The organism is Mycobacterium europaeum (genome assembly GCF_034555895.2).
Lineage (GTDB): Bacteria > Actinomycetota > Actinomycetes > Mycobacteriales > Mycobacteriaceae > Mycobacterium > Mycobacterium europaeum.
Map to the genome: position 1 here is coordinate 801303 of NZ_CP157315.1, position 12889 is coordinate 814191.

Consider the following 12889-nt stretch of genomic DNA (forward strand, 5'->3'; position numbering starts at 1 on the left):
TGGCGACCCGCTTCGCCCGGCTTCGCCGCGCTTGCGATCGCCACTAGGCCGACGCGCGCTGGTCGTCGCCCGCCGCCGGCTGCTGGGGAGGCTGACCCTTGCGCAGCGTCGCCAGCAGCTCGCGGTACGGGCCGACGAGGTAGACGGTGTCGCCGCCACGCAGCCAGGCGTCACGCCGCGGGTGGAGCTCGACGGGCGCGTCCTGGCGGGTGATCGCGATGACACGGGTCTGGGTGGACAGCTCGAACATCTTCAGCCCGTCGAGTTCGCTGCCCGGCGCCACGTGCATGCCGCCGATCATGAACGAACGCTGCCCGACGGAAAACGTGCCCAGCACCTGCAGCCCCATCGCAGCGCCGATGAACCACGGCGCGGCCAGTTCGACCGTGGACCGGACGTTTTCAAACCCGAACCGCTGCGCCACCGCGGCCCCCAGCGCACGGTCGTAGACCCGCAGCACCAGGGGAACGTCGGGCCGGACGACTTCGGGCTTGACCCGCGGGCCCAGCATCTCGCGCAGCACGATCCCGGTCTCGATGTTGACCATGTCGTCCTGCGTCAGCACCGCCACCGCGCGCGCGTGGTCGACGCGGGCGGCCTCGAGCGTCTGGCGCAGCGTCGCGTCGCCGAAGATCACCGGCACGTCCAGGTCGGCGGCAGTGGACAGGTAGCGGTTGTTCTCGTCGCGCTCGATCACCGCGACGTCGTATCCGGCCGACCTCAGGTCGGCGACGACGCGGCTGCCGAACGAGCCGAGACCGACGACGATGACGTGATTGCGCAGGTGGCGCGCCCGGCGGCGTCCCACCGAGTGGGCGAACCGCCGCGACAACAGCAGGTCGGCGATGAAGGCGACGAGGAGCGCCGTGGTGGTGACGCCGGCGAACATCAACATGATGCTGAACAGCCGCAGCCAGGTGGGCTGGTGGAGGAAGCTGAAATCGCCGTAACCCACCGTCGCGATCGTCTCGGTGCTGAAGTACAGCGCGTCGAGCCACGTCATCTTGGGACGAGGCTGGTAAGAGAAGCGCAGGACCACCGTCGAGCCGATCAGCAGGCACACCGCGGCCAGCACCGCCCGCGCGAACATCGGGTTGGCGTCGTCGCGCAGGGCGCGCGCGCCGTCGAGTGCCCGCCGCAGCCGGAGCAGGCGGTAGTGCGTCACGGTGGGCCGGGGGACCTTGATGCCGCGGGCGGCCAACTCCTCGGCGGTGCCGATCATCGCGGTCCAGTCGCCCGCGTGAATCGGCAGGTCGCGGCCCGGGCAGGTCACCACTGCTCCCGGGGTGGTGCAGTTCTCGCCGTGAATCACCGCCACCGGCGCCAGATCGCCGTAGATCTCGCGCAGCGTCGCGTCGCGGGGCGCCTCGGCGCCGGAGACCACGAACTCGATGCCGGCCGCTTCGAACGGGTGCACGGTGTGCGCCAGGCATGCCTCGACGACCGAGGGCGCCGCGAGGTCGGCGACGTCCAGGATGGCTCCGGGGCGCTTGTCGGCGGCCATGGCCGTGCGCAGCACGTCATTGGCCAGCCGCGCCACCACCCGCACCCGCGGATTGGCCTTCCTCGCCAGCAGCGCGATTTCGAGGTTGGTCGCGTCGTCGTCCCCGACGCAGATCACGGCGCGAGCACGGGTGACCCCGACGGTTTCCAGCTCGCCGGCGGTGCGGACCTTGACGATGTGCACACCGGCGGTGTTGAGCTCCTCGACGATCGTGGTCGCCAGCGCGTCATCACCGCTGACGATGATGTGGCCGCGCACGCTCACCCACCCTCCCGGGCGTCCGGCATAACCCCCACCTCTGCTGACGTTGGCGTTTGTTCCTATGACTATCGGGCACCGTGCCGATTCATGCCAGTGCGACACTGGCGCGGGAGCCGAGGTGAATTGCCACGGCGCCGCGGGCGAGATTCGATAGCGGTATGACGCAGCCGGAACTTCCGGGGCCGCTCGCCGCCTTGACCCGGCTCATCTCGGAGCGCATCGCCGCGGCGGATTTCGCCGGGGCGTTGCCCCTGATGAGCGAGCTGGTCGCGGTCTGCCGGCCGATCTTGGGGGAGCGCCATCCGAACGTGTTGGACATGGAGCTGGCGCTGGTGCACCTGCAGCTCCAAATGGGGGACCAGGCCGGGGCCTACGCCGCTCTGGAGCAGCTGGTACCCGAGCTCGAGGAGGTGCTGGGTCGCAACCACATCACCACGTTGACGGCGCGGCACATGTTCGCGGACCGGCCGCAGCCCGAGGGGCGGGCCGCGCTGGCCGAATGGTCGCAGCTGCTGGCCGACGAAGAAGGCGTGCTGGGCGCCGAGCACCCGACCGTGTTGACGTCCAGGGACCGGGTCGCGCACCAGCGCAAGGAGCTCGGCGACTACCCGGGCGCCATCGCCGAGGGTGAGCGCGTCCTCGCCGCGCGGCGCCGGGTGCTCGGCGAGCACCACGAGGACACCCTTGGTATGTGGCTGTCGCTGACGCAATGGCAGGGCGAGTCGGTGGACGCTGCCGGCGCCATGGCTCAGCTCGAGTCGCTGGTCGAGGTGATGCGCGAGAAGCTGGGACACGACCACCGGCACACGCTGATCGCGCGGCACACCATCGCGCTGTGGGAGTCCGAACCCGAGGACTACCGGGACAAGGTGGCCACCTGGCAAGCCCTGGTCGACGACGAAGCCCGGGTCTTCGGTGACGACAGTCCCGTCACGGTGGCCGCCCAAGAGGAACTGGCGAAGTGGCGGGCCCGCGCCGAGGACTACCGCTGGGCGGCCGAGATGCGCGGCCGGGTCGAGGAATCCACCAAGCGCCGCCTACGCGCCAGGAGCCAAGCGACGCGGCACTTTTCGAACGGCGAATACCTGCGGTGCTGGCTTGCCGAGCGCGGTGCCCAATTCCCGGTCTGGGCAAGCCATTACGGTGGCGATGCGGTCTGGGACTTCTCCCCGGAGTCCCTCGACGCACTGGAAGAGCTTCTCGTTCAAAAGGCCCCGACGCCCGAGCAGCTCTTGGACGAGGAACGCAATGCGCCGTTCATCGACGGCGCGGTGTGGTACCTGGGCGAGGTGCTGCGCCGCGGACGATCCCTGCCCTGGGAATACACCCGTGGCGAAACGGCGGATCCCACCGTCGGACACGTCGACGTCTTCGAGGCCCTCACCAGCGTGCTGCATGCCGTCGACCGCGGGACCCTGCGCCGCACGTACGACCGGTTCACCGCCCCCCGGTAACAGGACGTGCCGGGGGCCGGCAGTGATACTGGGCGGGTGCCCTTCATCGAACGCGTCGCGTCCCGCGAGGTCTACCGGAGCCAATGGATGGTGCTCCGCGAAGACGACATCCGTCGCCCGGACGGCAGCCCCGGCATTTACGGCGTGGTGGACAAACCCGACTATGCGCTGGTGATGCCGTTCGACGGGCACCGCTTCCGGCTCGTCGAGCAGTTCCGGTACCCGCTCGGGGCGCGACGCTGGGAATTCCCGCAGGGAACCGCGCCCGGTCTGGCGCACACCGACCCCTCTGAACTTGCCGCCCGCGAGTTGCGCGAGGAAACGGGATTGAGTGCGACGTCATTCGAGGTCCTCGGTCAGCTCGACGTCGCGCCCGGCATGACGAGCCAGCGCGGGTGGGTGTTCCTGGCCACCGGAATCGCCGAGGGCGAACCGGATCTCGAGCACGAGGAACAGGACCTGCGCAGCGCCTGGTTCGACCGCGAGGACGTCGAGCAGATGATCCGCTCCGGCGTGATCGCCGACGCGCAGTCCGTCGCCGCCTACGGCTTGTTCCTGCTGCGACGGCCATGAAGCAATGCGGGGATCCGCAGGGTCGCGCGTCTCACTAGTTGGGCGCGGGCGTCATCGAGGCGATGTAATAGACCTCGCGCCCGGTCGGGTAGCCGCCGCCGTTGGTGGCGATGTGGACGTGGTCGTAGTGGTTGAGGGTTTCCGACCCGAGGTCGGCGGTCCAGCTGCCCCCTCCGACGCCCGGATAGATCTTCTGGCGCCAGATCACGTGGTTGATTCCCCATCGCTTCGCGTTCGCCAGGGCGTAGCCGGCGATCTGGTTGCCGAGTTCGATGCCCTCGGGGCTGCCGTGGTTCGGGATCATCACGTCGATCGCCAGCCCGTTGGGATGCCACGGCAGGGGATCTTGACGGTACCCGTAGATGGTTTTGATCTGCGGAAACAGCACGCTGATGGCTCGCTCGGCCCAGATCGTCTTGACCTGCAGCCTGTCCTCCGACGCCAGGCCGCGGGGCAGGGCGACCTGGAACTGCTGGGCGGCGGCGGGCGCGTTCGCGGCCAGCATCTCGACTTCCGCGGGGGTGGCGGTGTGCGGCGCGCTTGTCGGGGCGGCAGCCGGGGTGGTGGGTGCGGGCGCGGCAGCCGCTGCCGTCGCGTTCGGCGCGCAGCATCGCGGCTTGGTGTCTTGGGCGTAGACCATGCCGGCCGCAAGCGCGAACGAGGCCACGATCGCCAGCCAGCGGCCGCGCCCGTCGGCCAACACGTTCTTGCCCACGACCAGCAGCTTAGTGTCGGGTGGGGCGCCTGTGGCGCGTTTTCAGGTGGATAATTCAGCTCGGCGAATTGACCCTGAGCCACCCCGGCTCGGTCCACAATGGCACCATGCCCGGCCAGTCCTTCGAGGATGCCAACGCGTTTCACCGGATGATGCGTCGTTTCGCGTCGACACCGGTGGGTGCCGCGCTTCTTCGCCCCACGGCGCACCACCTCGACCGGCTCATCACCCGGGTCAGCGGGGGCAGGAGCAGCTTCGCCGGGCTGGCGACCGGCATCCCGGTGGTCATGCTCACCACCACCGGCGCGAAATCCGGTGAGCCGCGCACCGTCGCCGTGTACGGGATCCCGCACCCCGACGGCCTGGCCCTCATCGCGTCCAACTTCGGCGGCGCCAAGCACCCATCCTGGTACCACAACCTGAAGGCCCACCCCGAAGCGACGGTAACCATCGGCCGCGATACCTGGCACGCCACCGCGCGGCTCGCCACGCCCGGCGAGCGCGACGAGATCTGGGCGAAAGGCCTCGAGCTGTATCCGGGCTGGCGGAAGTACGAAGTGCGGGCCGGAAAGCGCCACATTGAGGCGTTCGTGCTGGAACGAGAGTGACGCGGCTTACCCGCGACCGGCCGACGGAGGCGCGGAGGGCCATGGCGTTCGGCCAAGAGTTGTCGGACCGGTACGAGGTCGAAGTTTTGGACATCAGCGACCGCGGGCAGCTGGGTGAATGCGCCCCGGGCGTCGGCGGCTGAGCGTCGCGTCGGCTGGTGGGCTTGCTCGCCCTAGCTGTTGTCGCCCACGTATGCGTCGGCCCAGGCGCCGATGATTCGCCCCGCCCGGTGCGCTTGCCCGCGGGCGGTGAGAAAGTGATCCGAGCCCTCCAGCGAGACGAAGCTGCGCGGGTGGCGGGCCAAGCGGAAGATCTCGCTGGCGTTCTCGATGCCGACCGTGTTGTCGGTCGGTGAGTGCAGGATGAGCAGCGGCAGGCGCAGACCCTTGATCTTGTCGCGCAGGTGGGCCCGGCGCACATCCTCGACGAATGCCCGCTTGAGCGTCAGTGTGCGCCCGCCGACCATCCATTCGGCGCTGCCCTCGGTCAGGCAGCGGTCCACGACTGCGTCGTAATGCTTTTCGACGTGGCTCGGGTCGACCGGCGCGGCGACCGTAACCACAGACCGCACTCCCGGCGATTGCCGAGCGGCGGCGAGCACCGCTGCTCCGCCCCACGAGTGCCCGACCAGGATGTCGGCCGGGGTTCCGCGGCTTGTCATGAATTCGCATGCCCTGGCGATGTCGTGGACCTTGACGGTGAACGACCCGTCGCCCCAGTCGCCCTGGGATCCGCCCAGACCCAGCGCATCGAAGCGCAGCATGCCGATGCCGTCGGCGGCCAGTTGCTTGCAGATCCTCGCGGCGGCGGGCGAGTCCTTGCCGAGCGTGAAGCCGTGCGCGAACACGCCCCAGCCCCGCACGGCTCCGTCGGGCATCTCGATGACGCCGGCCAGAGTCGCGCCCGTGGAACCTTGGAACGTCACACGTTCGCCCATGCCGACGATCTAACCCGCCCCGGACGGCGGTCGTGAAGCCGACCTACCTGCGAGAAGGTTTGTGCCCCAGGCAGGAACAATAACTGCGGAATTGAGCCACATATTCGCAGTTCAGAGGCATAATGCGGGTGTGCGTGTCGGATCGTTGTCGGATGCCTCAGCTCGGCCGAAATGAAATCCGTTGTGCGACAACCGCGTACAAGTCAGCCTCTGCGGGCGACGTCTTGGCTCAGGATCTGGGGCCAGGTCTCGACATCGGCCGGGATGTGCGCCACGGTGAGCGTTGACCGCGGCATCAGTGCGGCAAGCGATTCCGCTGTCGACATCGGATGCGCCGGGTCGCCGACCCAGGCCAGAATCGTCGTCGGCACATCGATTCGTGCGACCGCTTCGCGAGCGGGCAGGTCGCTGAGAGCCGCGCCTCGAAACAGTGACGGCAGCAGCGCGTCGGCCACATCGGGAACTGTTTCGGGCGCGCCGACCGTGGCTGGCGGCGGAGTCGCCCCACGCGCCGACGCGATGAATGCCCCGACTCCCTCGGTTTCGATAAGTTCGGCCGCAGCCCGGTAGATCGCCGCCTGCGCGGGCCGGGTTTCCCACGCGGTGGCCGGCACCATGAGCGTGAGGCCGGCGAAGCGGTCCGGCTCGCGGGCAGCCGCGTGCAGCAGCGTGCCGGCACCCATGGACGGGCCGACTCCGTGCACCCGTTCGTCGGGAAACCATTTGTCGAGCAGCTGCAGAAGATCCTCGGCAAGGCTTTCCCACCGGTAATCCTCCGGGACCTTGCGCCCAGTCGACTTGCCATGGCCGCGTGCGTCGTACCGCAGCAGTCGGGTCCCGCTGAGGCCCCTGCCGAGGTCGAGATTGAGCACCCGGTCACGCGCGCGGCTGGAGGTAAGTCCGTGCAGTTGAACTACCGGATGACCACCTTCGTCGCTCAGTTCGACGGCAAGCTCTGCACCAGGAACCACGAAAGTGGACATCACGCAACTCTTCTCACGACCGGACGGCTCGCCCCGGAGCCGACCGCGCAGACCGAGCATTCAGGCTAACTGGCGCGTTAGGGTACCGCCATGCGGCTGACCAACGTGGCGCACCTGCGGCTACCCTTTGGACGACTCTGGGGCTACGACGTGTCGGTGTCTGACCTCGGCCGGCAGCTCCCGGTGTCTTTCGACCAGCGCATACACGTTGGTGCGGGCGCACGACCCGGCTCCTGGATGGCTCTGTCCATTCGGTTGCCGGCAGGCGTCAGCCGCCAATCGTTGGCCGATGCGTGGCTGGCGGTGATCGCCCGCCACGGCACCCTACGAACGGCATTCACACTCGGGGCAGACGGCGATCCGCAGCTGCATGAGATCGATATTCACCCAGGCAAGTGGGTAGAGCATGAGATCACTCCGGGCCAGGCGGTCAACGACGCACTGCGAGTAGTTCTCAATGCGACGTGCTCGCCCTATCAGCGGCCCTCACATCGATTGTGTGTGCTGGAGACTGCCGCCGGATTGACGGTGGTGATCGCTGCCGACCACGCCCACGTGGACATGTGGTCAATGCTGGTGATTGCCCGGGACCTGTTGTCGATGCTCGCCGACGCGCGGATCGGACGTCCGTCGTCGCTGCAGCCGCCGCCGGCATTTGTCGTGCACACGCAAGCACTGTTGGACCGTCCAGCGGCACCGGAACGCGTGCGCGCGCGATGGGCACAAATCCTCAGCGACAGCGGTGGGGTGATGCCACGGTTTCCGCTGCCGTTGGGTGATTCCGGGCCGCATCCGGAACGCGTTGAAGTGCGTGACGTGTTCGATGTCGATGACGGCGCCGCGTTCGCCGCGCAGGCACGCGACGACGGTGTCTCGACGCTGGCACTCGCTGTGGTCGCCATGACTGCGGTGACCCGCGAGCTGGCCGGGGCGCCGCTGCGCGCGGTCTTCCCCGTGCACAGCCGATTTGAAGACAGATGGCACGACTCGGTCGGCTGGTTCATCACCAATTCGGTCCTGGAGTCGGCGGTTGCCGAGCCGCACGCCGCGGCCGCCGCCGTCAAAGAAGCCGTGCAGCTTGGTTCCTGGCCACTGGCCGACGTACTGGCTCCGTGGGGTGGAATGCCCATCGCGCCCGGCATGTTCGCGATTTCCTGGCTGGACCAAAGCAGGCTTCCGGTGCGCATCGACTCGGTCGGACTCGACGCCCAGTATGTGAGCGCGAGCGTTGACACCGACGGCGTCATGCTCTGGTTCATCCAGGACGAGTCCGGGCTACATCTGCGATGCCGCTACCCGGATACCGCGGAGGCACGAACCAACGTGGGGGCGTGGCTGGACCTGTTGGTGGCGCGCCTACAGGCACTGGCGCAGTCCTCGGTTCGAGGACTGCTGCGGGTGGCGGGCCGCACATATCGCGTGCAGCGCGCGACGCGCGAACACGTGGGGGTGATCGCCCAGCTGCTCTCCGACGACGAATTCGGTCGGGATCGCGAAGACGCCGAACTCGAACGCTACGAGGCGGCCTACGACATCGTCGTTCGCAACCGATCCAACTATCTCGGCGTCGTCCTGAACGGTTCCGATATGGTCGTCGCGACCGTGCAATTGACGATCATTCCCGGCCTTTCCCGCGGCGGCGCCACCCGGCTGCAGATCGAGGGATTACGGGTCGCCAAAGCCGAACGCGCACAGGGTCTTGGTACTGCACTCGTCGAGTGGGCACACAACTACGGCCGAGCACACGGGGCACGGCTGGCGCAGGTGACCACAGACGAGGCTCGCGAAAGGGCTCGGGCGTTCTATTGCCGGCTCGGGTACCACGCCGCCCACGTCGGGCTGAAATGCACCATCTGAGTCCGGTTTGTGACACTGGAGCCCCCAAACGGCGTTTTCATTAGCCGAGTTGACTAACGGACGCCGTCTGACCTGCAAGAACATGAGTGCCGCCGGCGCACGCTCTGGCGGAACTGCACGGTGACGGGCATACGGCCACTGCGTAGACCACGGACGGTCTAAACGTCCCCGTTTCTGTCGTAGCGCCGTGAGACGATGGCGTTGTGGCAGATGCAGACATACTGAAAGGTTTGCGCGAACAGGTTCTAGACGAGTCAGAGTCTCTGGTGGGCTTGCTCCGCAAGTGTCTTGCTCTGGGTGCTTTAACAGGGTCCGATGAACTACGGAAATGGGCGAAGAACGAGCTAGAGGGCTACTCAGATGATGCGTCATTACCGCCTTACCGTTCGATTACCGCCCCGCTGTTCATCAACCAACGGGGCGGAAACGAGTTCCTGACCGGTCAGCAGATCAATCACTTACAGATACCGAAGGACTTGCGTAAGTACGTCCCGGAAAGCCTCGCATTTAGACAGCCGCTAGAAGAGATTGTGCAGATGGCGGCATCTGGTGAGAAGTCCATGAAAATGGGATACGCAATCTTTTCCGTGGTAGCAGCCGAATGGACCAAGATGTTGGGACCGTGGCAGGCGATCACTGCTCTCTATTATTCTGTGTTGCCGTCTTCGATTGCCGGAATCGTCAGCATGATACGAACGACGTTGGTAGAGATAGTCATTGACTTAGCGAAAGATGTTCCCCTAGACAGCCTTCCGAGCAAGGCCAAGGTAGATGCGGCGGTTCAAGTGCATATCGGTTCTCAAGACAACAACTATGAAGTGAACGTGAGCGGTTCAAACTCCGGTGTGATCGGCCAAGGTGACGGATCACGTCAGACTCAAATGCACTCTGCACCAAGCGATTTAGTACCGATCATTGCTCAGCTGCGTGGCGCGTTGGCAGACGTGAGCAATCCCGAACAACGTGCCGACGCACAGCAAACGATTGACGATTTTGATGAGGCTGTGTCAGAAGGTGATCCAAAGCCAGAGAAGATCAAACGACGTTGGGGGATTATTGAGCGCGTTGGCACGGCACTTGGCAGCGCAGTGCTCACGGAGGCAGTCAAACAAGGTGCGCCCATTGTCGCGGCCCATCTTCAACTGCTGATGTGAAACGGGCCGAATGAATCGGATAGGTAGGGGATGGGTGCAAACACGCCCAGGTCGACTGTTTGCACTGGTCAGCGCCACCACGCCGGCAGGTTTTATATCTGCCGACCCTGCTCTCACCAGTCCGAACGCCCTGGCGGCAACGTGTGCAGTGCGCCTATCTCGCGGTTCGCTGCGTTTGCGGCCTGATAGGCATCGTCGCCAGTGATGTTGCTAGTCTGGTGGTATCTCTGTCTGAAGTTCCGCGCAGGCAACCGAGTTCGGGTTCATTCCGGCCTACGTCAATCGATTGCCGGTCAGTGAAGGTGGACCGTATCGCGGCAAGGCGCCCAGAGCACAGCGATTCATCGGAAGGCTTTGATTCACGGCTTCGGCGTTACGGTTTATCTGCGAGTCGCAATATCCCGTGAAACATCTTCGGATCCAATAAGATTGGGTTTTCGTATGTCCTTGCGTCCGCGTCATTGTTTGCCTTGTCCCAGAACCTAATCCGGCCGGTTCTCTCATCGTCAGATAGCTGCCCTGCATGTTGCTTTCGGTGGACCGCGGAGTCCCACAGAGTTCGCCATTCTTGGCCCGGCGCCAGCACGGCGATGCGTTGTGGCATATCTAGATGGGTAACCCCAATATCTTGGCCAGTAGCGTTGAGGTGGTACGGAGAGACATCCAGCGGATTATCCATCGTCAGCTCGATGTGGTAGGCAGGTGTCTGACCAAAATTTTTGACCACAAGGTCCAAATATTGAAAGTTTTTTGGATTGTGGTCAATGAACACAACGACATTCGGCTGCGAGACTTTCCGGCGATTCAGTTCAGCTTCCCGTGCTTCTGTCGCAAGCGTCTCCTGCGCTAACTGTGCTTGCTTGGTGATTGCATCCTGCGCTGTCTTCTCCTGAGATAGACGCGTGTTTCGCGCTTCCTCGACTTGGCGCTTCGCCTGTCTGACCTGGCGGCTGGCGTAGCGACCGGCGACGATGACCGTGACCAAAGCGATCATTGTGTATGCCCACGTTCCAATGGCAGACCAATCGTTGGGTCCCAAGTGTTGATGCAGCCACCGGTAGCAGTCGACCGCCCACACCTGGAAAGGGTGCCAGACCGTCTTCGAAACATCGGACATACTTTGAAAGCCTAAAACCAACCCCCGCAGGCAGAACGCCCGGCTACGAGTGCCCAACGTGTCTGTGGAAAGAGACTCACGACGCGATAGACCGCATCGCCGCTGAGTATTCAAATCTCGGCTTTGAATCGGTGCTAGCCGCGCGTGGCGACTTTGCGTGCCAGCTCGCCGGAAAGCTTCCGGAGCGGTACCGGCTCCAACATGAAGCAACGCTTGGCGAAATCGCGCAACGGTTCGGTTGGCTCAAGCAAGGCATGGATGCAGTTCACCGGTGCTGACGTCCCTCGCCAAGGAATCGGCGCGCCGTCAACTACGCCGATTGGCTCCTCAGCTAGGTTTGGTCGCGTGTTACCGGCTGACGCGTCCTGGCTGCATTTGGGGGGATATGCGTTCATATTTCCCGTCACGTTAAGTGGCATAACGCTTTGGCTCTTATGGAAACGGCGCCAGAGAATCAAGGAATGGCCCGCTGTACAGACGGCTGCAGACTTCAGTCCCGCTACCCAGATATTGCTACTCGCGCTGTTTGTGGTCGGATTGCTCATGCTTGTGGGATTATGGGCAATCGATGTTGGGGCGATGGATTTCAGACTGGGATCACTCAATTTAGGTCATGTACATTGGCTGCAAGCCGCTTGGTGGCATAATCACGCTTACATTCCGAATATCTTGGCTGGTGCGACTGGGTTTTGCATCGGAGCGCCTGTTGCGCTTGTCATACTTGCTAGTTTCACTTCGCAACGCGAAGACAAAGCGACACTCGACCGGGTTAATCGGCTATCGGCCCAGGCGTGGGACTCATTTCGTCGGTTAGTCAATGACTTTGTCACTGACGAAAGATATGAGTTAGTGGTGAACCAAGCGAGGGATATCAAAAAGTACTACGACGAGACCAGCACGGCTATAGACGATTTAATTGTATCCGCGAATATGGGGCTTATAGATCCTAAATTGCTCGAACGTCCAGTCAGAGAGATTAGCGAACTTGTCCAGCAAATGTCAGACATTGAGAAGAATTTCCGAACGGCTGTTAATGCGCTAAGGCTAAATATAAACTTTTTCGAGACCCGGGACCAATGGGCTCAAATAATCGGTGCATGGCGTGTGTTGGATCAATATGTGCGCTTGCAGCGCCTGGAGCAAGGTCTCGAATGGTTCGACCAAAGAGCCGATGCAGGCTTCCGAAAATGGACGGACCAAGACGGCAATCCGCTACAAGATCTCTTGGATGCGATAGAGATACGGCTTTACACACCGAACATGACGCTCAATGTCGACACTATGGCTAATGCTCTCGACACGCTATCCGCGTACAACCGGACCGACCCTATGCAGCTCGGTCAGCAGCTGCGGATTCCAGGTAACCCTTTTCATCCCGATCATTCGAGAAGTTATCACGCAAAGCGTGATGCAGCTCAACTTTTCATCTTGGATCTGAAACGCTACATCGGCCTCGTTGAGTTGATGTACTGGCCACGCGGTCAAACGGTGCCCAAACGCGAAAGTAACTCGTACGAGCTGACTCCTAACGAGGTGTTCGGATCGCTTCAAACGCCGGAGGGTAAACGGCAATTGGAGCAGGCTGTCAGCCGAATCGAAGCGCGACAGAAGCGCGAACGACGGAAGCGATGTATAAAGCGTGCGCTATGGGGTGTCTCAGTAAGCGATCATGAAGCGACGCTTCGTGAGGAACAATTGACTCGCGTTCACCGGCGCTAATTCGTA

11 protein-coding genes are annotated in these 12889 nt (G+C 63.9%); 6 read left to right on the forward strand and 5 right to left on the reverse strand.

Annotation, left to right across the window (positions count from 1 at the left end; translation table 11 throughout):
• Window positions 1-43: 43 nt before the first annotated feature.
• On the reverse strand, window positions 44-1768 hold the full coding sequence (locus tag U8D42_RS03910; RefSeq protein WP_322859162.1) for an NAD-binding protein: 1725 nt from the start codon (window positions 1766-1768) through the stop codon (window positions 44-46).
• Window positions 1769-1923: 155 nt separating this feature from the next.
• On the opposite strand from U8D42_RS03910, the gene U8D42_RS03915 reads away from it, so the two are divergent.
• Together U8D42_RS03915 and U8D42_RS03920 are read left to right on the forward strand one after the other, a co-directional pair.
• Window positions 1924-3219 carry a tetratricopeptide repeat protein gene (locus U8D42_RS03915; RefSeq protein WP_322859161.1) on the forward strand — a complete coding sequence of 432 codons (1296 nt, stop codon included), beginning with the start codon at window positions 1924-1926 and terminating at the stop codon, window positions 3217-3219.
• Between the two features lie 87 nt (window positions 3220-3306).
• Window positions 3307-3792 (forward strand): NUDIX domain-containing protein, encoded by a 486-nt coding sequence (locus U8D42_RS03920; RefSeq protein WP_244275264.1) that lies wholly within the window; start codon window positions 3307-3309, stop codon window positions 3790-3792.
• Window positions 3793-3826: 34 nt separating this feature from the next.
• On the opposite strand, the gene U8D42_RS03925 is transcribed toward U8D42_RS03920, so the two are convergent.
• Window positions 3827-4507 (reverse strand): glycoside hydrolase, encoded by a 681-nt coding sequence (locus U8D42_RS03925; protein ID WP_322859160.1) that lies wholly within the window; start codon window positions 4505-4507, stop codon window positions 3827-3829.
• 107 nt (window positions 4508-4614) lie between these two features.
• Here U8D42_RS03925 and U8D42_RS03930 point away from each other — a divergent pair, with 107 nt between their 5' ends.
• Window positions 4615-5115 (forward strand): nitroreductase family deazaflavin-dependent oxidoreductase, encoded by a 501-nt coding sequence (locus U8D42_RS03930; RefSeq protein ID WP_085242752.1) that lies wholly within the window; start codon window positions 4615-4617, stop codon window positions 5113-5115.
• A 173-nt stretch (window positions 5116-5288) separates the two neighbouring features.
• On the opposite strand, the gene U8D42_RS03935 is transcribed toward U8D42_RS03930, so the two are convergent.
• Together U8D42_RS03935 and U8D42_RS03940 are read right to left on the reverse strand one after the other, a co-directional pair.
• Window positions 5289-6053 carry an alpha/beta hydrolase family protein gene (locus U8D42_RS03935; protein WP_322859159.1) on the reverse strand — a complete coding sequence of 255 codons (765 nt, stop codon included), beginning with the start codon at window positions 6051-6053 and terminating at the stop codon, window positions 5289-5291.
• Window positions 6054-6256: 203 nt separating this feature from the next.
• Window positions 6257-7036, reverse strand: a complete 780-nt coding sequence (locus U8D42_RS03940; RefSeq protein WP_322859477.1) for an alpha/beta fold hydrolase — start codon at window positions 7034-7036, stop codon at window positions 6257-6259.
• Between the two features lie 90 nt (window positions 7037-7126).
• On the opposite strand from U8D42_RS03940, the gene U8D42_RS03945 reads away from it, so the two are divergent.
• Together U8D42_RS03945 and U8D42_RS03950 are read left to right on the forward strand one after the other, a co-directional pair.
• Window positions 7127-8893 carry a GNAT family N-acetyltransferase gene (locus tag U8D42_RS03945; RefSeq protein WP_322859158.1) on the forward strand — a complete coding sequence of 589 codons (1767 nt, stop codon included), beginning with the start codon at window positions 7127-7129 and terminating at the stop codon, window positions 8891-8893.
• 203 nt (window positions 8894-9096) lie between these two features.
• On the forward strand, window positions 9097-10047 hold the full coding sequence (locus U8D42_RS03950; protein ID WP_322859157.1) for a hypothetical protein: 951 nt from the start codon (window positions 9097-9099) through the stop codon (window positions 10045-10047).
• Between the two features lie 373 nt (window positions 10048-10420).
• On the opposite strand, the gene U8D42_RS03955 is transcribed toward U8D42_RS03950, so the two are convergent.
• Window positions 10421-11032 carry a hypothetical protein gene (locus tag U8D42_RS03955; RefSeq protein ID WP_348636938.1) on the reverse strand — a complete coding sequence of 204 codons (612 nt, stop codon included), beginning with the start codon at window positions 11030-11032 and terminating at the stop codon, window positions 10421-10423.
• Window positions 11033-11365: 333 nt separating this feature from the next.
• Between U8D42_RS03955 and U8D42_RS03960 the strand changes: the two genes are divergently transcribed.
• Window positions 11366-12883 carry a hypothetical protein gene (locus U8D42_RS03960; RefSeq protein ID WP_322859155.1) on the forward strand — a complete coding sequence of 506 codons (1518 nt, stop codon included), beginning with the start codon at window positions 11366-11368 and terminating at the stop codon, window positions 12881-12883.
• Window positions 12884-12889 lie beyond the last annotated feature (6 nt).

Bases quoted from the DNA above. Each gene is read 5' to 3' on its own strand.
- U8D42_RS03920 (WP_244275264.1), top strand. From the start codon at position 3,307: ATGGTGCTCCGCGAAGACGACATCCGTCGCCCGGACGGCAGCCCCGGC.
- U8D42_RS03960 (WP_322859155.1), top strand. From the start codon at position 11,366: ATGAAGCAACGCTTGGCGAAATCGCGCAACGGTTCGGTTGGCTCAAGC.
- U8D42_RS03945 (WP_322859158.1), top strand. From the start codon at position 7,127: ATGCGGCTGACCAACGTGGCGCACCTGCGGCTACCCTTTGGACGACTC.
- U8D42_RS03930 (WP_085242752.1), top strand. From the start codon at position 4,615: ATGCCCGGCCAGTCCTTCGAGGATGCCAACGCGTTTCACCGGATGATG.
- U8D42_RS03935 (WP_322859159.1), bottom strand. From the start codon at position 6,053: ATGGGCGAACGTGTGACGTTCCAAGGTTCCACGGGCGCGACTCTGGCC.
- U8D42_RS03915 (WP_322859161.1), top strand. From the start codon at position 1,924: ATGACGCAGCCGGAACTTCCGGGGCCGCTCGCCGCCTTGACCCGGCTC.
- U8D42_RS03940 (WP_322859477.1), bottom strand. From the start codon at position 7,036: ATGTCCACTTTCGTGGTTCCTGGTGCAGAGCTTGCCGTCGAACTGAGC.